This window comes from Paraburkholderia sp. IW21, from assembly GCF_041321145.1.
In the GTDB taxonomy this organism is placed as follows: domain Bacteria; phylum Pseudomonadota; class Gammaproteobacteria; order Burkholderiales; family Burkholderiaceae; genus Paraburkholderia.
Map to the genome: position 1 here is coordinate 132,838 of NZ_JBGGWA010000008.1, position 20,741 is coordinate 153,578.

16 protein-coding genes and 3 tRNA genes are annotated in these 20,741 nt (G+C 61.6%); 9 read left to right on the forward strand and 10 right to left on the reverse strand.

Annotated elements, in window-relative coordinates:
- Positions 1-347: 347 nt before the first annotated feature.
- The 3 genes from ACAX43_RS19890 (at position 348) to pgi (ending at position 5,381) form a co-directional block, all read left to right on the forward strand.
- A complete protein-coding gene (locus ACAX43_RS19890; RefSeq protein ID WP_370710135.1) occupies positions 348-1,646 on the forward strand; it encodes an FAD-dependent oxidoreductase in 1,299 nt (432 codons plus the stop codon).
- Positions 1,647-1,839: 193 nt separating this feature from the next.
- Positions 1,840-3,444, forward strand: coding sequence for an NAD(P)H-hydrate dehydratase (locus ACAX43_RS19895; protein ID WP_370710136.1), 1,605 nt, complete (start codon positions 1,840-1,842; stop codon positions 3,442-3,444).
- Between the two features lie 314 nt (positions 3,445-3,758).
- Complete coding sequence (gene pgi, locus ACAX43_RS19900) at positions 3,759-5,381, forward strand: glucose-6-phosphate isomerase (protein ID WP_370710137.1); 1,623 nt, start codon at positions 3,759-3,761, stop codon at positions 5,379-5,381.
- 89 nt (positions 5,382-5,470) lie between these two features.
- Here pgi and ACAX43_RS19905 read toward each other — a convergent pair whose 3' ends face one another.
- Positions 5,471-6,157 carry an ABC transporter ATP-binding protein gene (locus ACAX43_RS19905; protein ID WP_370710138.1) on the reverse strand — a complete coding sequence of 229 codons (687 nt, stop codon included), beginning with the start codon at positions 6,155-6,157 and terminating at the stop codon, positions 5,471-5,473.
- On the opposite strand from ACAX43_RS19905, the gene ACAX43_RS19910 reads away from it, so the two are divergent.
- Positions 6,156-6,860, forward strand: coding sequence for a GDSL-type esterase/lipase family protein (locus ACAX43_RS19910; protein ID WP_370710139.1), 705 nt, complete (start codon positions 6,156-6,158; stop codon positions 6,858-6,860). The genes ACAX43_RS19905 and ACAX43_RS19910 overlap by 2 nt on opposite strands.
- 118 nt (positions 6,861-6,978) lie before the next feature.
- Positions 6,979-7,320 carry a hypothetical protein gene (locus ACAX43_RS19915; protein ID WP_370710140.1) on the forward strand — a complete coding sequence of 114 codons (342 nt, stop codon included), beginning with the start codon at positions 6,979-6,981 and terminating at the stop codon, positions 7,318-7,320.
- A gap of 138 nt (positions 7,321-7,458) precedes the next feature.
- Here ACAX43_RS19915 and ACAX43_RS19920 read toward each other — a convergent pair whose 3' ends face one another.
- The 8 genes from ACAX43_RS19920 to tig form a co-directional block, all read right to left on the reverse strand.
- Entirely contained in the window at positions 7,459-9,396 is a 1,938-nt protein-coding gene (locus tag ACAX43_RS19920; RefSeq protein WP_370710141.1) for a SurA N-terminal domain-containing protein, read from the reverse strand.
- An 86-nt stretch (positions 9,397-9,482) separates the two neighbouring features.
- Positions 9,483-9,559 (reverse strand) — tRNA-Asp (locus tag ACAX43_RS19925).
- A 34-nt stretch (positions 9,560-9,593) separates the two neighbouring features.
- Positions 9,594-9,669: transfer RNA gene (locus ACAX43_RS19930), tRNA-Val, on the reverse strand.
- Positions 9,670-9,792: 123 nt separating this feature from the next.
- Complete coding sequence (locus tag ACAX43_RS19935) at positions 9,793-10,065, reverse strand: HU family DNA-binding protein (protein ID WP_115099896.1); 273 nt, start codon at positions 10,063-10,065, stop codon at positions 9,793-9,795.
- Positions 10,066-10,397: 332 nt separating this feature from the next.
- Entirely contained in the window at positions 10,398-12,824 is a 2,427-nt protein-coding gene (lon, locus tag ACAX43_RS19940; protein WP_370710142.1) for an endopeptidase La, read from the reverse strand.
- Between the two features lie 203 nt (positions 12,825-13,027).
- Entirely contained in the window at positions 13,028-14,299 is a 1,272-nt protein-coding gene (gene clpX, locus ACAX43_RS19945; protein WP_370710143.1) for an ATP-dependent Clp protease ATP-binding subunit ClpX, read from the reverse strand.
- A gap of 183 nt (positions 14,300-14,482) precedes the next feature.
- Positions 14,483-15,136, reverse strand: coding sequence for an ATP-dependent Clp endopeptidase proteolytic subunit ClpP (gene clpP / locus ACAX43_RS19950; protein ID WP_007182010.1), 654 nt, complete (start codon positions 15,134-15,136; stop codon positions 14,483-14,485).
- Positions 15,137-15,329: 193 nt separating this feature from the next.
- A complete protein-coding gene (gene tig / locus ACAX43_RS19955) occupies positions 15,330-16,676 on the reverse strand; it encodes a trigger factor (RefSeq protein WP_370710144.1) in 1,347 nt (448 codons plus the stop codon).
- Positions 16,677-17,201: 525 nt separating this feature from the next.
- On the opposite strand from tig, the gene ACAX43_RS19960 reads away from it, so the two are divergent.
- The 3 genes from ACAX43_RS19960 (at position 17,202) to ACAX43_RS19970 (ending at position 19,503) form a co-directional block, all read left to right on the forward strand.
- Positions 17,202-18,347 carry a glycerate kinase gene (locus ACAX43_RS19960; RefSeq protein WP_370710145.1) on the forward strand — a complete coding sequence of 382 codons (1,146 nt, stop codon included), beginning with the start codon at positions 17,202-17,204 and terminating at the stop codon, positions 18,345-18,347.
- Positions 18,348-18,410: 63 nt separating this feature from the next.
- A complete protein-coding gene (locus tag ACAX43_RS19965) occupies positions 18,411-18,863 on the forward strand; it encodes a MarR family winged helix-turn-helix transcriptional regulator (protein ID WP_370710146.1) in 453 nt (150 codons plus the stop codon).
- Positions 18,864-19,209: 346 nt separating this feature from the next.
- Positions 19,210-19,503, forward strand: a complete 294-nt coding sequence (locus ACAX43_RS19970) for a hypothetical protein (protein WP_370710147.1) — start codon at positions 19,210-19,212, stop codon at positions 19,501-19,503.
- A 95-nt stretch (positions 19,504-19,598) separates the two neighbouring features.
- Here the strand turns inward: ACAX43_RS19970 and ACAX43_RS19975 are convergent.
- Positions 19,599-19,685: transfer RNA gene (locus ACAX43_RS19975), tRNA-Leu, on the reverse strand.
- 220 nt (positions 19,686-19,905) lie between these two features.
- Here ACAX43_RS19975 and ACAX43_RS19980 point away from each other — a divergent pair.
- Positions 19,906-20,730 carry a squalene/phytoene synthase family protein gene (locus ACAX43_RS19980; RefSeq protein WP_370710148.1) on the forward strand — a complete coding sequence of 275 codons (825 nt, stop codon included), beginning with the start codon at positions 19,906-19,908 and terminating at the stop codon, positions 20,728-20,730.
- Positions 20,731-20,741: the final 11 nt, after the last annotated feature.

Genomic DNA, 20,741 nt, shown 5'->3' on the forward strand with positions numbered 1-20,741 from the left:
TCGCTAATGATGCCGATGAGTCGCGCGTGAAGGCGACGTGAGGCGGAAAGGAAGTCCGGGATTATACCCCGGGAACGCGCCTCCAGCGGGCTTCGCACCAGGGTTTTGGTGGGGTGCCAGGCGGCTGCGAGGCAGTTTTCAGGCGGATGACTGCCGTCCCTCCGGTGCGCCGCGCCAAGGCGCGCGGCATGGCGCTCGCGTGGCCGCGCCATTCGTTTGACTGCTATCATTCGCCCTTTCATCAGATCGGCGCGAGCGGCCCGAGCAATGCCGGGCGACGCGCCGCATGCCACGCTTAACGGGGACCTCGGCGTTTTCGGCGTCCCGCCGGCAATTCGAATCAGAACATGGATGTCATCGTCATTGGCGGCGGGATTGTGGGCGTCGCCACCGCTTATCAACTGCGCGCGGCCGGCCATCGGGTATGCGTCGTCGAACGCCACGCAACCGTCGCGCAGGGCGCGACCTATGGCCATGGCGGCACCGTGCTGCCCACGCCGCTCGACGTCTGGTTCGGCCCGACCTTCATGGCGAGCCGTCAGGGCGCGAAAAACGGTGTGATCAGCAAGACCGGCTTCAATGGACCGGCGCGCCAGTTCGTCAGGCAACTGGCCGCTTTGCAGGAGCCCGAGGCATTCAGCCGCCAATACGCGCGGCTGCGTCCGCTGATCGACGCATCGCGTGAGGCGATGGCCGACATGGAAGCGCGCTTCGGGCTGGAATTCGAGCAGACGAGCGGCCTGCTTTATCTGGTGCGTGCCGAGCAGGAATGGCAGCAGACGCAAACCGCGCTCGAACTGCTGCGCCAATACGACGTACCGCATCATGTGCTGACGCCCGCCGAATGCGCCACGTTCGAACATTCCGTACGCACCGAGCCGGAATTCGCCGGCGGCGTGCTGTTCGACCAGGAGCGCATGGCCAATTGCCCGCTGTTTGCAAAGCTGATCAAGCAGACCCTCGATACGCAGGGCGGCGTGCAATTCATGCTGGGCAGCGACGTCAAAGCGATTCGCCTCGACGGCCAGCGCGCCGCGGTGGAACTGGCGCCCCGGCCGGGCGCAACGTCCCGTTCCCACGAAGTCGACGTGATCCACGCCGACGCGATCGTGGTGGCCGCGGGTCACGGCAGCCTGCCGCTGCTCGAACGCCTGGGGCTGCGGCTGCCGCTGCACCCGTTACGGCTGCATAACCTGGTGGCGCCGATTGCGCATGAAGAATGCGCACCGCACGTCGCCATCGTGGACGCGGTCAAGCGCATCACGATCAGCCGGATGAATCATCGCCTGCGGATCGCGGGCGGTGCGGTCTTGCAGAGTGCCGGCCAGATCGACAAGCCGCTGGGCGAAGCGCTGACCAAGGAAGCCTTGGCGCTGCTGGGCCAGGCGACCCACGACTGGATCCCGGGCGCCGCCCGGATCTCCGCGGCGTTGCCGTGGGAAGGCGTAAAACTGCTGTCGCCGGACGGTTTGCCGGTGATCGGCAACGCGCTGCATCCCCGCCTGTTCGTGAACGCCGGCCACGGGCCTGCAGGCTGGGGCCTGGCGTGCGGGTCGGGCAGACTGATCGCCGATCTGGTGACGGGCAAGACGCCCGACGTCCCCGCCGACACCTTGGCGGCGCTGCGCGTGGATCGATTCCAGTAAATGGCAGGCCCGCGCTCGAGCGGGCCGAAAGAAGCGCGAGGAAAAGGGAGGCTGCGCCCCGCGCAGCAGCAACGCCGATAAGACCATCACCAATCGAACAAAGACCAGCACCCTCGCACACGGGGCGTATCGGCACTACCATGTGAATTCCCAAGCCTCCTCGCCTCGCAAAAGGTGAACTCCAAGCCTCGCTATGACAGTGCCTGAGACCACGCTCCCGACGCTCATCAGCCCCCACGCCCGGGCGTTGCCGCTGCTCACGCTAGCCGACCTGCGGATTCTGGAAACTCAGGCGGCGGCGGCGCTGCCACCCCACACCCTGATGTCCCGCGCAGGCAAAGCGGCCGCGAGCTTCCTGCAAGAGCAGATTACCCGCGACACATCGATCGAGAAATCGAAACAGAAGGTATGGCTGATAGCCGGGCCGGGTAACAACGGCGGCGACGCATTGGTCCTCGCCACGGAATTGCACAAGGCGGGCATCGCCGTGGATCTCTGCATGCCGATCGAAGTAAAGCCCGACGACGCCCGCTGGGCACTAGACACGGCTCGCGCCGCAGGCGTCGCGATCACCACGACACCGCCCGCCTCGCTGGACAACTACACGTGGTTGGTGGACGGCATGTTCGGCATAGGCCTGACCCGGCCGCTGGAAGGCATCTTCGCGACCGTGGCCCGCCAACTCTCGCAACGAACGAAAGCAAAGCCCCTGAAAGGCGGCGTCCTGGCACTGGATACCCCGAGCGGCCTCGACAGCGACACAGGCACGGTGGTGGGCCCAGGCCCAGGTGAAAACCAAAACGATGGCCCCGCAGTTCACGCCACCCACACGATCACCTTCATCGGCGCCAAACCGGGCCTTTTCACCGCACAAGGCCGCGACCTCGCCGGTTCGGTAACCGTCGCGCCGATCGGCATCGACAGCAGCGCCCGCACGGCCGTACAACTCAACGCGCCTGAGCTGTTCGCCACCTTCCTGCCACCCCGCGATTTCGCCACCAACAAGGGCACCTTCGGCAGCCTGGCCGTGGTCGGCGGCGACACCGGCATGTGCGGCGCGCCAATCCTCGCCTCGCGCGCGGCGCTCTACACCGGCGCGGGCAAGGTGCATGTCGCCCTGCTCGGCGAAGGCGCTCCGCCCTACGACCCACCGCACCCCGAACTGATGTTGCACGCCGTCGACGATCTGCCGCTCGACAAAATGGACGCCCTCGCCGTCGGCTGCGGCATGGGTCATCGCGAACGCGCTACGCGTGTCATGCACGACGTGCTAACGCTCGACGTACCCAAGCTGTTCGATGCCGACGCGCTGAACCTCATTTCGAACGACCCGTCGCTGGCCGCCGACGTCACCGCGCGTGGCGTGCAAGGCGATCCGTGCGTGCTAACGCCGCATCCGCTCGAAGCCGCGCGGTTGCTCGGCACCGACGCGCCTGGCGTGCAACGCGACCGCCTCGCCGCAGCGCGCGCGCTGGCCGCGCGCTTTGCCAGCGTGGTCGTGCTGAAAGGCACCGGCACCGTGATCGCGGCGCCGGACGGCCGCCTCGCGATCAATCCAACCGGCAACGCCGCGCTCGCGACCGGCGGTACGGGCGACGTGCTCGGCGGCATCATCGGCGCCCTGCTTGCACAGCACGTGCCGCGTTACGAAGCAGCGTTGGCAGGCGTGTACCTGCACGGCCTCGCCGCCGACACGCTGAGCGCGCAAGGCCACGGGCCGGCGGGTTTGACGGCGGGCGAACTGGCGCCGATGGTGCGGACCTTGCTGAATCGCCTGTTCTATCCGACTGCGGATTAAGGAAGCCTCCAAACGGGCACGCCAGGCGGGGCGCCCCCTCCCACAGTCTGCATGGGATGCTCAAAGCGCTGCCGCCTGTCATGCAACGCCGTTATACTGATTGACTGCGCCGCGCGTCAGATTCATCGAGGGTTGCGGCGAAACTTCTGCGAGCGGTTTCATCTCGAAGCCGGCTCGCGAAGTTGCACCCAAGGTTTCACCGCAACCCACCACGAACCCGGCCGCGCGGCATCGCTCTAACCGCATCGTTGCATCATCCTCGGCAGCGCTTCACGCGCGCGCCTTTCTTCGTGCCCCTTCGTTAGACGGACGCTATGACGCAGAACTCGCTCCCCTCCTGGTCCTCGCTGCAAACGCATTACGAGAAGATTCGCGATGCGCACATGCGCGACTGGTTCGCCCCCGAGAACGATCCCGCCCCTACCCGTGCTGAGCGCTTTGCGTTCGCGGGCGGCGGTCTCGCGGCCGATTTCTCGAAGAACCGCATCACCGACGAAACCCTGAAACTGCTCGTGCAACTCGCGCACGAAGCCGGCGTCGAGAAGCGTCGCGATGCGATGTTCGCAGGCGACGTCGTCAACCCTACCGAAGGCCGCGCCGCATTGCACACCGCGCTGCGCGCCACCGATCCGAAGGCGCCGTTTTACGCGCAGATCCAGGCGGAGCGCGCGAAGATGGCCGCGTTCGCCGATCAGGTGCGCAGCGGCGCGTGGACCGGCCACACCGGCAAGCGGATCCGCTACGTCGTGAACATCGGCATCGGCGGCTCGGACCTCGGGCCGAAGATGGTCGTGCATGCGCTGCATCATCTGGCCACGCCGGAGATCACCACGCACTTCGTGTCGAACGTCGACGGCGCCGATCTGTATAACGTGATGCAACAGATCGATCCCGAAGAAACGCTCGCGATCATCGTCTCCAAAACCTTCACGACGCTCGAAACGATGACCAATGCGCGCTCGCTGCGCGACTGGTTCGTCGAAAAAGGCTGCCCGGAAAACGCGCTGGCAAAACACTTCGTCGGCGTGTCGGCCAATCCGTCGGAAGTGGTCAAATTCGGCATCGCGAAAGAGAACGTGTTCGAGATGTGGGACTGGGTCGGCGGACGTTATTCGTTGTGGTCGGCGGTCGGTCTGTCGATCATGATCGCGATCGGTCCGCAGCAGTTCGGCGAACTGCTCGCCGGCGCCAACGAGATGGACCAGCATTTCCGCGACGCGCCGCTCGAAAAGAATCTGCCGGTGCTGCTCGGCATGATCGGCATCTGGTATCGCAACTTCTTCGGCTCGCAAAGCTATCTGGTCGCGCCGTATTCGGAAGCGCTGCATTTCCTGCCGTCGTATCTGCAACAGCTGGAGATGGAGAGCAACGGCAAGTCTGCCCGCCTGGATGGCGCGATGGTCGACTATCCGACCGCCGCGGTGACCTGGGGCGAACCGGGCACGAACGGTCAGCATGCATTTTTTCAGATGCTGCACCAGGGTCCGACCATCGTGCCGATCGATTTCATCGCCGTGTTGACGCCGGAGCATCCGCTCGTCAGCCATCATCCGAAGCTGCTGGCGAACTGCTTCGCGCAAAGCGAAGCGTTGATGCTTGGCCGCACCCTGGAAGAAGCGAAGAAGGTCGCAGGCGCGGACAAACCGGAGCTGGCGCCGCATCTGGTGTTCCCGGGCAACCGACCGACCAGCACACTGCTCGTCGACGCGCTCACCGCGCGTTCGCTCGGCGCATTGATCGCACTATACGAGCACAAGGTGCTGGTGCAGGCATCGGTATGGAACATCAATCCGTTCGATCAATGGGGCGTCGAGTTGGGCAAGATCCTCGGCAAGGTGGTCGAGGCGGATCTGACGTCGGCAAGCGTCGATGAAAAGAAGCATGACTCGTCGACGTCGGCGTTGATCGCGCGGGCGCGTGCAGCGTTAAAGCGTTAAAACAAGCGGCGCTGGAAAGCAAAGCGGGCCTTCGCGGCCCGCTTTGCTTTTGTATCGACGGCTATAAGGGGCACGCCCTGCGTTATCCCTCAGGCCAGCCGTCCCGCTTCGATCGTCACCGTCGTATCGCAGCGGCGCGCCAGTTCGATGTCATGCGTGACGAGAATCAACGTCGCGCCGTTCGTGCGGTTCATCTCGAACATCAGATCGATCACTGCGTGACCGGTGGCTGCGTCGAGACTGCCGGTCGGCTCATCGGCGAACAGAATCGCCGGATGTGTGACAAACGCACGCGCCAAGGCAACCCGTTGCTGTTCGCCGCCCGACAGCAGCTTCGGATAGTGCCCGGTGCGCTGCCCGAGACCCACCTGTTCCAGCAAACCGCGCGCACGCACCCCGGCCTCACGCGTGCCGATGCCGCCTTGCAGTTCGAGCGGCAAGGTGACGTTTTCGAGCGCGGTCAAATGCGGCATCAGTTGAAACGACTGGAACACGAAACCGACCGAGCCGCTGCGCAACGCGGCGCGCTCGTCTTCGTTCAGTTCGGTAAGTTCGCGGCCGAGCAGTCGAACCGAGCCCGAGCTCGCACTGTCCAATCCTGCGAGCAAGCCGAGCAGCGTAGACTTGCCCGACCCGGATGCACCGACGATCGCCACACTGCTGCCGGCATCGATGGCAAGATCGATATCGTCGAGAATCGTCAGTTCGCCCGTTGCATCCTTAACCTTCTTGCACAAACCCCGCACTTCAATGACTGGATCAGTTTTGTTTAGCATGGTGAAGCGTAGGTTGAAAGTGCGCGCCATCGCGCCTCGCGCCGCGGCGCTGGGTACGGTATTCGGCTCGGCCATCGTGGCCGCAACCCTGTTTTCCCTGCCCTTCCCGGCCCATGCAGCCAACACGCCGGGGCAGTCCAGGCCGGTGATCGTTGTGCTCGGCGACAGCATCTCGGCCGAGTACGGTTTGCCCCGCGACACGGGCTGGGTTGCCTTGATGCGCCGGCGCCTCACCGACGAGCGAATTGATTATAGCGTCGCCAATGCGAGCATCAGCGGCGACACCACGAGCGGCGGACGGGCCCGCCTGCCGGCGCTCATGGAACGCCTCAAGCCGAGCATCGTAATCGTCGAACTGGGCGCCAACGATGCATTGCGCGGCGTGCCCCTCTCCACGACTGAAGACAACCTGCGTACGATCATCGAGCAGGCTCAACAGGGCCACGCGAAAGTCGTACTGGTCGGCATGTATGTGCCACCCAATTACGGCCCCGACTATACGCAGAAGTTCCACGGCTTGTACGGCGAACTGTCGAAGCAGCTGAAGGTGCCGTTGGTGCCCTTCCTGCTGGCCGGCATCGCCGACAAACCGGACATGTTTCAGGCAGATCAGATCCACCCCACGCAGCAGGCACAACCGGTGCTACTCAACAACGTGTGGCCGGCTGTCAAGCCACTCCTTCGAACAAGTTCGCCACGCTGAAAAGCGCGCTAACAACTTGTTTCCGGTAATTGGGGAACACGGATCGGCAAGGTCGCTCTGACACGTTCGTAATCCCGTGTAACCCGGCTCGATTTTGAGCGACTTCTGAGGAGATAACGTGAAATATTTACCGTTAATCGCTTTGACCGTGGCAATTTCTGCATGCGCCGCTCAACCGCCCGCTGGCGTTCAATCCGTGGGTCAAAGCCAGCAACCGCCGAAGGCCGTCGCTGCGTGCATCGCGCAAAAGTGGGCCGATAGCTCGCAGCAGCAAGTCGTGTCTCAAGACACAATGGCTAACGACCAGGCGATGGATGTCTACGTTCCGGGTCAGCAGCCGCCTAACGGCGCCGCCGCCGTGGTACGCCCGTCCTACAAAGGCCCGGGTTCGTGGGTCGGTTTCCGCGCGAATGGCGCTGCGGGTAGCGACGCCACCAGCTCGATCAGCGCTTGCCTCTAAGTGACTGACGATATAAGGAGCCGCGCTCCCGGGCAAATCGTTTGACGAAAGTGCACTCGTCCAACGAAAAAGCCCCGCAAATTTGCGGGGCTTTTTTGTGCTTGCGCGTTTTACTTGCTTACGCGCTGGAGCCGAAGCTTATTGGTCGCTCGCCTGTGCATTGCTGCTGTCGAGCGAGCCGTAGAACTTCACCTTCGCACGGGCACGCAGCGCTTCAACATAAGCCTCCGCTTCCGACTGAGCATCGACTTGTCCGATCTGTTGCTGTGCGGCAGCCAACCGCTGAGGATCGATCGGTGCGCCTGCAACAACAGCGTTCACACGATAGATCGCATAACCGTCGTCGCCCAGATCGACACCGACGTAGGCCGGCAATTTCTGCGGATCCGCTTTGTAGATTGCACTCAATGCGACCGGCGGCATGCCTTGCGCGTCGTTGCGCGAAACCTTCAGCGGCGACGAAAAGCCCGTCGTGGCCTTCGATTTTTCGAACTCAGCCAGCTTCGCGATGCCGTCCTTATGTGCCGCTTCGTTCGATTGAACCGCGATCACCTTCTGACGCACTGCGTCCTTGACGGCGTCCAGCGCTGGCACGTTAGCGGCCTTGTAATCGGTCACGTGCGCCGCGATCAGCGTGTTACTGCCGAGCTCGATCGCTTGCGTGTTATTGCGCGCGGTGACCGCATCGCTTGCGAACACGGCAGCAAGGAACTTCGCATTGTTCAGCGGGCTGTCAGGCGGCAGCTTCGGGTCCGGCTTCGGCGTCACCGTGGCCGTTTGAAGTTGCAGCTTGTATTTGTCGGCGGCCGGCTGCAGGCTCTTCGCCTTTTCGTAGACGATCGACGTGAAGCCTTCCGAGTCGTCGGTGAATGCCTTGCTCGCCAGCTGCGTCTTCAAATCTTTCGTGATCTGATCCTTCACTTCGTCGAACGGCTTCGTGACTGCCGGCTTCACGTCCGTAACCTTGACGATGTGATAGCCGAAGTCGGTCTGCACAATGCCGCTGATTTCGTCTTTCTTGAGACCGAACACCGCGTCGTCGAATGCCTGGCCGCCTGCGATCATGCCGCGACCGAAGTAACCCAGGTCGCCCCCCTTCGACGCCGAGCCCGGATCCTGCGAATTCTGCTGGGCGATCTGCGCGAACTGATCCGGGTGCGCCTTGACCTGTGCGAGCAGCGCTTCGGCCTTCTGCTTCGCCTTGGCCTTGTCAGCCGCGCTCGCATCCTTCGGCGCGGCGATCAGGATGTGACTCGCGCGCACCTGGCCGTCCGTGCGGTAGTGCGCGATGTTGTCGTCGTAATACTTTTTCAGGTCGGCGTCGCCCGGCTGCAAGGCAGCACCCAACGTGGCCGGCGACATCACCAGGTACTGGATCGTTGCCGTGGCCGGCGTGGCGAAGTCGTTGCGATGCGCGTCGTAATACGCCTGCAGTTGCGCGTCGGCAGGCTGCACCTTCGCTGCGTAGTCACGCGGATGGAACGCGATACCCTGCACTTCGCGCTGCTGTTCGGCGAGCTCGGTCAGATGCTGCGCGAGGGTCTTGGACGTGAAGGCGCTGCCTTGAATGCTGGCAGGCAACTGCTGTGTGGCGATGCTGTAGCGCACGCGCTCGTCGTATTGGTCGGGCGTCATACCCTGCATCGCGAGCAACTGCTTGTAACGATCGACGTCGATCGAGCCGTCAGGATTCTTCAGCGACGAGATCACCGGATCGTTCAGCAGCACACGGCGCACGGCGTCATCCGATGCGGTCAGGTGCAGGCGCTGCGTCTCATCGGCCAGCACGCGCTGTTCGATCAGACCGTCGAGCATTTCGCGACGACGCTCAGGTGTATCGAACGACTTCATGTCGAACTGCGCGCCGAGCATCTGACGCGCGCGGTCGAGTTGCTGACGCATCGCGTTGTCGTACTCGGCGCGAGTGATCTTGTGGCCGTTGACGCTGGCGACATTCGCACTTTCGTCAAAGAAGCCGCGGAAGCCTTGAATACCCACAAAACCCAACCCCGGCACAATGACGAGGATGAGCATGAACATCATCAGGCGTTTGTGATTGCGGAAAAAATCGAGCATGCGTGAGGAGTGCCAAAAACAGAACGCCCGATCTTACAACAGCGGGCAATAAAAAAGGCGAACCGTAGTTCGCCTTTCGAGGATACTGGCGGAGTGGACGGGACTCGAACCCGCGACCCCCGGCGTGACAGGCCGGTATTCTAACCGACTGAACTACCACTCCATATACTGCGCTTTCCTACTGCCGAATCTGAAACTGGTGGGTGCTGAGAGGCTCGAACTCCCGACCTACGCCTTGTAAGGGCGCCGCTCTACCAACTGAGCTAAGCACCCGTTTCGATTCAGCGTGCTTCTGCTTTTTTGCTGCCTGAGATGAATACCTGATGCGACATCAAGCCACACAGATTCGCCGCACATCCTTCCAACGAATCTGCAAATCATCAAGCAGCAAGCCCATTAGTTTAGCGCATCCTTCAGAGCTTTGCCAGGCCTAAATTTCGGAACCTTCGCAGCCTTGATTTTGATGGCAGCGCCGGTACGCGGATTGCGGCCCGTGCGTGCCGTACGCTTGCCGACCGCAAACGTACCGAAGCCAACCAAAGTCACCGACCCGCCCTTCTTCAACGCACCTTTGACGCCACCGATCACTGCATCCAGTGCGCGGCCTGCGGCGGCCTTCGAAATATCGGCTTGCTGTGCAATATGATCGATCAATTCCGTTTTATTCACTCCAACCCCCGAGAATGTTTATGGCAATCGTGACGGCGCTCTGCAGCGCCTGGCATCACGCGGCTGGCGGACAATGCCGAGCCGACTCATTAGAATTGGCCGAAACCCTTGTGTCAAGCGGGGTTGAGCCTGATTTGAGCGGTCCGCCGCTGATCAGATCCTGTCGCCGATCGATGTGCCCACAACCAATCGGGCGACCCCGCGGTTCTTTTCTCAAAAGGTGGGATGTCGTGCTTTCCACGCGCGCTATTCATGCATACTGCACGCAATAAAAAACCCGCGGCCGAGACCGCGGGTTTTTGTACAGCGGACAACCTTCGCCGCTGGCTACCTTAGTGCTTCACGACATCCGTCGCGCCAGCATCCTTGCCTGGCTCAGTCGCGGCGACAGGCGCAGCCGGCTTCGGCTCTTCTTCCGGCAACGCTTGGGGCACACGCTCGAGCGCCAACTCGAGAACCTTGTCGACCCATCGGACCGGCACGATCTCGATCGCGTTCTTCACGTTGTCCGGAATCTCCGTCAAGTCCTTGACGTTTTCTTCCGGAATCAGCACCAGCTTGATACCGCCACGATGCGCCGCCAGCAGTTTTTCCTTCAGGCCGCCGATCGGCAGGACTTCACCACGCAACGTGATTTCGCCCGTCATCGCGACATTGGCGCGTACCGGAATACCGGTCAATACCGACACCAGCGCAGTCGTCATCGCGACACCTGCTGAAGGACCGTCCTTCGGCGTCGCGCCTTCCGGCACGTGAATGTGGATGTCCTGCTTCTCGAACGCTTCGTCCTTGATACCAAGACGGCGCGAACGCGAGCGGACTACGGAACGCGCAGCCTCGACGGATTCCTTCATCACGTCGCCGAGCGAGCCCGTGCGGATCACATTGCCCTTACCCGGCATCACCGCGGCTTCAATCGTCAGCAGATCGCCGCCAACTTCCGTCCACGCAAGACCCGTGACCTGGCCAACCTGATTTTCCTTCGCGGCCAGACCGAAGTCGTACTTGCGCACGCCGAGGAAGGTGTCGATATTGCTGCCGTCGACCTTCACCGCGCCTTCCGCCTTTTTCAGCAGAAGCATCTTCACGACCTTGCGGCAGATCTTCGAGATCTCGCGTTCGAGCGAACGAACGCCCGACTCGCGCGAGTAGTAACGAATGATGTCGCGGATCGCGGATTCCGTCACATCGACCTCGCCTTCCTTGAGACCGTTGTTCTTCTTCTGCTTGGGCAAAAGATAACGTTGCGCGATGCTGACCTTCTCATCTTCCGTGTAACCCGACAGACGAATCACTTCCATCCGGTCGAGCAATGGCGGCGGAATATTCAGCGAGTTCGACGTCGCCACGAACATCACATCCGACAGATCGAAGTCGACTTCGACATAGTGATCGGCGAATGTGTGGTTCTGTTCCGGATCAAGCACTTCAAGCAGAGCCGACGACGGATCGCCGCGGAAATCCTGACCCATCTTGTCGACTTCGTCGAGCAGGAAGAGCGGATTGCGCACGCCAACCTTCGCGAGGCTTTGCAGAATCTTGCCGGGCATCGAACCGATGTACGTACGACGGTGACCGCGAATTTCGGCTTCGTCGCGCACGCCGCCGAGCGCCATACGCACGAACTTACGGTTCGTCGCGCGGGCGATCGACTGACCCAGCGACGTCTTACCGACACCCGGAGGCCCAACGAGGCACAGAATCGGCGCTTTGACCTTATCGACACGTTGCTGAACCGCGAGATACTCGAGAATGCGTTCCTTCACTTTCTCGAGACCGAAGTGGTCTTCGTCGAGCACGCGTTCCGCATTCGAGAGGTCATTGTTGACCTTGCTCTTCTTGCGCCACGGCAAGCCGATCAGCGTATCGATATAGTTGCGCACGACCGTTGCTTCAGCCGACATCGGCGACATCAGCTTGAGCTTCTTCAGTTCGGCGTCGGCCTTTTTCTTCGCTTCCTTCGGCATGCGGGCAGCCGTGATGCGCTTCTCGAGTTCCTCAAGATCCGCACCTTCTTCACCTTCGCCGAGTTCCTTCTGGATCGCCTTGACCTGTTCGTTCAGGTAGTACTCACGCTGGCTCTTCTCCATCTGGCGCTTCACACGCCCACGGATGCGCTTTTCGACCTGCAGGATGTCGATCTCGGCTTCGAGTTGCGCGAGCAGATGCTCAAGGCGCTCGATGACCGGGAACATTTCGAGGATGTGCTGCTTCTGGTCGAGCTTGAGCGGCAGATGCGCCGCGATCGTGTCGGCCAGTCGGCCAGCCTCGTCGATACCCGACAGCGACGTCAGGATCTCCGGCGGAATCTTCTTGTTCAGCTTCACATACTGGTCGAACTGCGACACGATCGCGCGGCGCAGCGCTTCAGTTTCAGCGCTGTCGGCGTGGTCGGGTTCGAGCGGCATGACTTCGCACGAGAACTGTGTTTCCTGTTCTTCGATGGAAAGCGTTTTTGCGCGCTGCAAGCCTTCGACGAGCACCTTAACGGTGCCATCGGGCAACTTCAGCATTTGCAGGATGTTGGCGATACATCCTACTTCGTACATGTCCTTTTCGGTCGGCTCATCTTTCGCAGCGGTTTTCTGGGCGACGAGCATGATGTGCTTGCCGCCTTCCATCGCTGCTTCGAGAGCCTTGATCGACTTCGGGCGGCCTACGAAGAGCGGAATCACCATGTGCGGGAAGACGACTACGTCACGCAGCGGGAGCAGCGGGAGCGTAATGCGTTCCGGCGGAAGGAGTTGGGTTCCTGACATTTCATTTCCCCATGAGTGGAATCAGTTCGTTCGATAGGTGAGGCCAGCAGAAAAGATTGCAAGCCTCCGCGTGTGGGAAAAAGTTCAGTGACTCCGAAAGTTCAGTGACTCCATAGTGAAAACAACCATCCTGACCACACGATAAACGAAAAAAACCGTTCACGTTGCCATGAACGGCTTTTTTTGCAGAACCCGAAAGCCGATCAGTTCGAACCCGCGACTTTGGGCGCGTCTTCGTAGATCAGCAGCGGTTTGCCATCGCCTTCAATAACGTTGTCGTCGATGATGACCTTGCTAACGCCTTTCATCTGCGGCAGGTCGTACATCACATCTAGCAACGCCTGTTCCAGGATGGAGCGCAGACCCCGCGCGCCTGTCTTGCGACGGATCGCCTTGCGTGCCACTGCCTGAAGCGCAGCCGGACGAATCTCCAGCTCGACGCGTTCCATGTTGAACAGCTTGTGGTATTGCTTCACCAGCGCGTTCTTCGGTTCGACGAGGATCTTCATCAACGCCGTTTCGTCGAGCTTGCCGAGCGTAGCCACCACCGGCAGACGGCCGATCAGTTCAGGAATCAGGCCGAACTTGATCAGATCTTCCGGTTCCACTTCGCGCAGCACTTCGCCGGCGTCGCGGTCCTGCTTGCTTTTCACGCTTGCGCCAAAGCCGATACCCGTCTTCTCGGTACGGTCGACGATGACCTTCTCCAGACCGTCGAATGCGCCGCCGCAAATGAACAGAATGTTAGTGGTGTCGACCTGAATGAAGTCCTGATTCGGATGCTTGCGACCACCCTGCGGGGGCACCGACGCCATCGTGCCTTCGACCAGCTTCAGCAAGGCCTGCTGCACGCCTTCGCCCGACACATCGCGGGTGATTGACGGGTTGTCGGACTTGCGGCTGATCTTGTCGATTTCGTCGATATAGACAATGCCGCGCTGAGCCTTGTCGACTTCGTAATTACAATTCTGCAGGAGCTTCTGGATGATGTTCTCGACGTCTTCACCGACGTAGCCGGCTTCCGTCAGTGTCGTTGCATCGGCAATGACGAACGGGACGTTCAGAAGGCGCGCAAGCGTTTGCGCAAGCAACGTCTTGCCGGAACCGGTCGGGCCGATCAGCAGGATATTGCTCTTGGACAGCTCGATCTCGTCCTTCTTGTCGAGGTGCTTGAGGCGTTTGTAGTGGTTGTACACCGCGACCGCGAGAATCTTCTTCGCGCGTTCCTGACCAATCACATACTGGTCGAGAATTTCACGGATTTCCTGCGGACTCGGCAGATCGGACTTGGACAAGCCCGCCTCAATGCCCGCACCTGCAGCCTCATCGCGGATGATTTCGTTGCACAGGTCGATACATTCATCGCAGATGAACACCGACGGGCCGGCAATCAGTTTTTTGACTTCATGCTGACTCTTGCCGCAGAACGAGCAATACAACAGCTTTTCGCTGTTAGAACCTTTCTTGTCCGCCATAGATGTGTGAGCCTCCGGACACTTAATTACATGATACGCCGTTTGCCCCAGCCTCGCAGTTTGGGCGCGGCTGGGTTGTGAGCAATGTGACGGCGTTTGCCGCAGGCGCTCGGACGAGTCTTGATTATTTCACAATTGATCCGATGACAGCCTTGCCCCGCTTTGGGGCAAGGCTGCACCGATTCAAGGACGCTTGTGCGCCACCTGGTCGACCAGCCCGTAAGCTTGCGCGTCATCGCCGGACATGAAATTGTCGCGGTCGGTGTCGCGCGCGATGCGCTCGACCGGCTGGCCGGTGTGGTGCGCGAGCAGATGATTCAGCCGTTCCTTCAAGTACAGGATTTCGCGCGCCTGGATTTCGATGTCCGACGCCTGGCCTCGCGCGCCGCCCAGCGGCTGATGAATCATTACACGCGAATTCGGCAGCGCGAAGCGTTTGCCCTTCGCGCCGGCCGCCAGCAGGAACGCGCCCATGCTGGCCGCCAGACCCATGCACAACGTCGACACGTCCGGCTTGATGAACTGCATCGTATCGTAGATCGCCATCCCGGCCGAAACCGAACCGCCCGGGCTGTTGATGTAAAAGCTGATGTCCTTGTCCGGATTCTCGCTTTCCAGGAACAACATCTGCGCGACCACGAGATTGGCCGTCTGGTCGTTCACTTCGCCGACCAGGAAAACAATGCGTTCCTTCAGCAGACGCGAGTAGATGTCATACGAGCGCTCGCCCCGGCCGCTCGTTTCCACGACGATCGGCACCAGTCCGAGCGCCTGCGCTTCGAGATCCCGCGACGACTGGGAGGTCAACGTGTCCAGCATTTGGGCGCGAAAGGTCATGCAATGGATCCTTGTCTGGAAATATTCTAAATATTGGATGCTGGACAGGTGTGATCGACGAGCTCGTATTCAAGTACGCGATCATTGGGCGAGCGCTGTGCAACACCAGGCAGAACGCAACGCACATACACAGCACAAAAAAAACGGCGTGCGGGCCGTCGCTCCGACAGCCGGCACGCCATTGCAGCGACGCTTACGCTTGCGCCGTTGCGCTTGCCAGTTCTTCGAAGCTTACTTCCTTGTCCGACACCTTGGCCTTGCTGAGAACGAAATCGACGACGTTGGCTTCAACGACATACGCTTCCATTTCGGCAAGACGCTGCTGATTGGAATAATACCAGCGGACGACTTCCTTCGGGTCTTCGTAGCTTTTCGCGAATTCGTCGACTTCGGCACGAATCTGCTCCGGCTTGGCTTGCAGTTCGTTGGCCTTGACCAACTCGGCCAGCACGAGGCCCAGCTTGACGCGGCGCTCAGCCTGTTCCTTGAACATTTCAGCCGGGATCGGTGCGTCGGCAGCGTTCGGCACGCCACGTTGCTCGAGGTCCTGACGAGCCATGCCGACCAGGCGTTCCTGATCTTGTTCGATCAGCGCGTTCGGCACGTCGAGTTCCGAAATTTTCAGCAGCGCGTCCATCACCTGGTTCTTGACGATAGCTTGCGTGCGGCGCTTCGCCTCACGTTCCAGATTGTCTTTGATCTCGGCGCGCATCTTGGTCAGATCACCGTCTTCAATGCCGAGCGACTTCGCAAATTCGCCGTCGATTTCCGGCAGATGCGGCCACTCGATCTTCTTCATCGTGATCGTGAATTGCGCGGTTTTGCCTGCCACTTCCTTGCCGTGGTAGTCCGCCGGGAACGCCAGATCGAATTCCTTCGACGCGCCGACCACGAGGCCCAACGCTGCCTTTTCAAATTCCGGCAGCATGCGGCCTTCGCCCAGCACGAAGGCGAAGTCTTCAGCGCTGCCGCCCTGGAACACTTCACCGTCGATCTTGCCGACGAAGTCGACCGTCACGCGGTCGCCGTCTTTAGCTGCCGTGTCCGCGCCGCCGTCACCATGTTCGCCGGCTTCGCCGCGAGCGTGGAAGTGCACGCGCTGTTTGCGCAGGATGTCCAGCGTGCGGTCGATTTCCGCTTCGCTGATGGTGGTGGTGGTGCGTTCGATTTCAGCCGCGGCGACATCGCCCAGCTTCACTTCCGGATAAACTTCGAAGGTTGCGTCGAACGCGTAGTCGCCTTCAGCAGCGTCGGCCTTCGGCGCGAAGCTCGGCTGGCCGGCAACGCGCAGGTTTTCGGCGCGGCTGATGTCGAAAAATTCCTTGCCGACCTTGTCGCTCAGCACTTCGGCTTCCACCTGGCCCGAATACTGTTGCGTCACCATCTTGAGCGGCACCTTGCCCGGGCGGAAACCCGGCATGCGCACGTTCTTCGCGAGTTGACGGATGCGCGAGTCCACTTCCTTCTGCACGGCGTCCTTCGGCAGGGAAATCGTTACGCGGCGTTCGAGCTTGCCGAGGTTTTCAACAACGTTAGCCATGGCTTCAATCGTCCTAAAATTATTCGAGCGAATCAGTTATCTTCTCCGTGCCGCTTTTTTCGATGTCGCGTTTGCGTCGGTTAGCGCCGCTTAGCATCGATTGCGCGCCTGCGCCGCGGGCTTGCAGGCCGCCGGCAGCACGGTTGGGTCCAAAGAGCCGAATATTTTAGCAAACTATTGGCGCGCCTAGCCGGGATTCGATGATTGCGTGCGTTTTTATCGGTGTTCGGGCCGCTTTCCACGCTCTTTCAGTCGTGTTTCTCACCTGTTTCCCGGCAAGTTACGCCGGCTTCGCGCCCGCGCTTCAGAGCCGGCTGGCGCAATGCGCGGCGCGTGCCGCTTCCTACCGTCGCGCCTTCTTCTGCCGCTCCGTCCCCGCTCTTCCTCGCTGACGATTCCGGCTATGCCATTCGACATATTCAGTCCGCGCGCCCATGCTGATAAGCTAGCGGACGCGCTCGGGGCTGCGCCTGCATTTGTTCATATCACCCGCCCTCGCAACGATTTCAACCATTCAGAGACATCATGCCGAATCTGCCGTCCTCGCCTGTCGTCGTCATTGCTCCCGATTCCTTCAAAGGCTCGCTTAGCGCGGAACAGGTCGCGCAGGCGATTGCGGCCGGCATCCAGCGCGCCCGGCCCGACGCCAGCGTGCGCATCTGTCCGATGGCCGACGGCGGCGAAGGCACGCTCGACGCCATGCTCACCAGCGGTGGCGAACGCCGCACGCTGAGCGTGCGCGGCGCGGCCGGCCCGGTGCGCGAAGCACTCACCGGCCTGCTCGCGGATGGCAGCGCGATCATCGAAACGGCTGAAATTGTCGGCATTACCGATCCGGTCGGCATGGGCGTACCGGTCGAGGCGCGCAGCACACGCGGCATGGGAGAAGCGATTCAAGCACTGCTCGACGCGGGCGTGCGGCGTTTTTTTGTCGCGCTCGGCGGCAGCAGCACGAACGACGGAGGCGCCGGCTTGCTGGTCGGTCTCGGCCTGAAACTTTTCGACGCGCAGGACAAGGAACTCGATGCGACGCCTGAGCAACTCGCCCGCGTGGCGCGCCTCGACGTGTCGCAGCTCGACGCCCGTCTGGCGGACACTCAATTCATCGGCATGTCGGACGTGGACAACCCGCTTACCGGCGATCATGGCGCGACCGCCGTGTTCGGCCCGCAAAAAGGCGTGAAACCGGAACAGATCGCCCCGATCGACGCCGCCCTCGCTCACTTTGCCGACCTGCTCGAGGCGACGCTCGGCCGCACGGCGCGCGACCAACCCGGCGCGGGTGCGGCCGGTGGTCTCGGCTTCGCGCTGCATATGCTGGGCGCGCAGTTCGAGCCGGGCGCAGAAACTGTCGCGCGGCAAATCGGTTTGGACGCGGCGCTCGAAGGCGCGAATTGGCTGATCACCGGCGAGGGGCGTTCGGACGTGCAAACGCTGCACGGCAAAGCGCCGTTTATCGCCTGCCGTCATGCGCGGGCAGCGGGCGTGCCGGCCACGCTGCTCTCCGGCGCGGTGGACTCCGCCGCCCTGCCGCGCCTCGCCGAATACTTCAGCGGCTGCTTCTCGCCGGCCCCCGGGCCGATCACCCTCGAGGTCGCGATTCGTGACGCGGCACGTTTGCTCGCCGACGAGGCGGAACAGTTGACACGCCTGAAATACGGCGCGCGTTGACCGGCGGGACCGTTGCGGCAACAATCACAGCGCCACGACCGCTCCACTCATCACGGGAAGACCATGAAGGCCTCCGCCAAAGCCGGACTCGAACAGTTCCTCACGTACCGTCTTCACGTCCTGAACAAGTTCGCCGAGCGCGGCATCGGCGAACGCTATCAGGACAAGCTCGGCGTAACGTTGCCTGAGGCGCGGGTGATTGCGGCGGTGGGCTCGTTCGGACCGTTCTCGATCATGGAACTGGCCCGGCACGCCAACCTCGACAAGAGTCAGGCGAGCCGCGCGGCCGAGGCGTTGATCAAGCAGGGGCTCGTGAAGCGGGAGCCGAGCGCTGAAGACGGCCGCGTCGTGCTGGTGTCGCTGACTCCAGAGGGCCGAGCGCTCTATCGGAAGGTGATGCCGATCGCGCGTAAGTGGAACGGCGATATGTTCGACTGCCTCGACGAACAGGAGAAGCTCGCATTCGGTCACGCGCTGGACAAGATCATCAACACGATGACGGCGCGCGAGAAGTAAGCAACGGCGCGCGTGGGTGAGTCGCACGTGCTATGCGATCGCTCGGGGCTGGGTGATCCTTGATGCCCGTGCGATCACTGATGCCTATGCGATCCCTCACGCAGCGCGACCCGTCACGCTGCGTGATCCCCGCAATTGTACCTCCCCCTCTGAACGCGCTCAGGCGCAGCTAACGTACGCCGAGCCAAGTGATCGCGGCGCCTTCGATTGACCGGATCGCCATCAAGCACTCCGAGCGCATCGGGCCCGCCCAAGCGGCCGCGTTCGCTGCAACCCGCCAACCATGTCAAAATTCGGGATCGGCCACCGAGCCTTCAATCTCCCACATTCATCCAAGGAAGTTTCAGTGGACATCAACAAACAGGTAGCAGCCCTCACGGCCTCAGAACTTCAAACCGCCGGCGCGAGCCAGGCGACGGCGATTGCCGTCAGCGTGCTGCTGCGTCATCTGCGTTCGCCTGAACTGGCAAAGCTGTTGTCGTCGGCATTCGAAAACCACCAGGCGGTCATGCTGCAAACACCGTGGCCCGACCCGATGCTGCAGGCGTTCGAATCGACCCGCCGCTTTCTTGAAGGCGCCACGCAAGCCGAGTTGCCCGGCACACAAGCGGAACAGCAATCGCAGGCGCCGGGTGCCTGAACGCTGCGGGCCAAGCGAGGCCCGAAACAAGTCGCACCGACAACAAAAAACCCCGTCAGTCCGAAGACTTAACGGGGTTTTCTGCTACACATAATTGGTGCGAGGAAGGGGACTCGAACCCCTACACCCTTGCGGGCGTCAGGACCTAAACCTGGTGCGTCTACCAATTTCGCCACCCTCGCAGCCGGGCAAGCCGCTATGCGCCCCGCCCGATGTCCTGCATGCTCACGACCGCACAAAAATACACGCGCCCGAAAGCGTAAGCGCGAGATTCTAACCGATTGGTTCGCGCTTGTCTGCATTTGCCCCGCATCTGTTCGAGAAGCGTCGATGCTACAATTTTTGGCTAAACACACGCACGCCGTGCCCCTCTTCGCCCGCCCTTCCCCACACTCCAATCCCGTGAATTTCGACGAATATTGCCAGCAGAAAGCGGCGCCGCCCGGATCGAGCACTTACTACGCGCTTCGGCAGGCGCCCGCAGCAAGCCAACCACTCCTGACCGCGCTGTTCGCGCTGCGCCGCGAGTTCGAGGAAACCGTTCAGGAGACTAGCGATCCGGCCATCGGCCGCACCAAACTCGCGTGGTGGCAAAACGAGCTCGCAGCGCTGGCTTCAGGTTCGCCGTCGCATCCGGTTTCAAAGGCGCTAGCAGCTTATCTGCCCGACGTGAAGGCCGAATATCCGGCGTTGCAGACATTGCTTGCCGGTTTCGAAATGGACCTCGACCAGGCGCGTTACCTCGACTACCCGAATCTGCGTCGCTATGTGCAAGGCGTCGGGGGCACCTTCGCTTCGCTGGTCGCGCGGGTCACGGCGAAAAACAGCACACAGGCGTCGCGTTGGTCCGCACCGCTCGGCGAAGCGCTGCTGCTTGCGCAGTTCGTCGTCGAAACCGGTCATGATGCGCGTCACGGCCGCATCTATGTTCCGATCGACGAAATGCAGCGCTTTAAGGTCACCGCAGCGGATCTGATCAATCGAAAATATACCGACGCGTTTGCCGAACTCATGCGCTTCGAGACGAAGCGCGCCCGCGATGCGTTGCAAGCGGCGCTCGCCGCCGTGCCCGCGAATGAGCGCCGCTCTCAGCGCACCCTGGTGGCGCAGGCGGCACTCGCGTTCGCGCTGCTGGATGAAATCGAACGCGACGGCTATCACGTGCTGCATCAGCGCATCGCATTGACGCCGATCCGCAAGCTGTGGATCGCATGGCGCGCCAGATAGGCGAGCGACGC

Excerpts from the sequence above, each read along its gene's own strand:
- ACAX43_RS19890 (WP_370710135.1), top strand. The coding sequence starts at position 348 with ATGGATGTCATCGTCATTGGCGGCGGGATTGTGGGCGTCGCCACCGCT.
- ACAX43_RS19895 (WP_370710136.1), top strand. The coding sequence starts at position 1,840 with ATGACAGTGCCTGAGACCACGCTCCCGACGCTCATCAGCCCCCACGCC.
- pgi (WP_370710137.1), top strand. The coding sequence starts at position 3,759 with ATGACGCAGAACTCGCTCCCCTCCTGGTCCTCGCTGCAAACGCATTAC.
- ACAX43_RS19910 (WP_370710139.1), top strand. The coding sequence starts at position 6,156 with ATGGTGAAGCGTAGGTTGAAAGTGCGCGCCATCGCGCCTCGCGCCGCG.
- ACAX43_RS19905 (WP_370710138.1), bottom strand. The coding sequence starts at position 6,157 with ATGCTAAACAAAACTGATCCAGTCATTGAAGTGCGGGGTTTGTGCAAG.
- ACAX43_RS19920 (WP_370710141.1), bottom strand. The coding sequence starts at position 9,396 with ATGCTCGATTTTTTCCGCAATCACAAACGCCTGATGATGTTCATGCTC.
- lon (WP_370710142.1), bottom strand. The coding sequence starts at position 12,824 with ATGTCAGGAACCCAACTCCTTCCGCCGGAACGCATTACGCTCCCGCTG.
- clpX (WP_370710143.1), bottom strand. The coding sequence starts at position 14,299 with ATGGCGGACAAGAAAGGTTCTAACAGCGAAAAGCTGTTGTATTGCTCG.
- clpP (WP_007182010.1), bottom strand. The coding sequence starts at position 15,136 with ATGACCTTTCGCGCCCAAATGCTGGACACGTTGACCTCCCAGTCGTCG.
- tig (WP_370710144.1), bottom strand. The coding sequence starts at position 16,676 with ATGGCTAACGTTGTTGAAAACCTCGGCAAGCTCGAACGCCGCGTAACG.
- ACAX43_RS19960 (WP_370710145.1), top strand. The coding sequence starts at position 17,202 with ATGCCGAATCTGCCGTCCTCGCCTGTCGTCGTCATTGCTCCCGATTCC.
- ACAX43_RS19965 (WP_370710146.1), top strand. The coding sequence starts at position 18,411 with ATGAAGGCCTCCGCCAAAGCCGGACTCGAACAGTTCCTCACGTACCGT.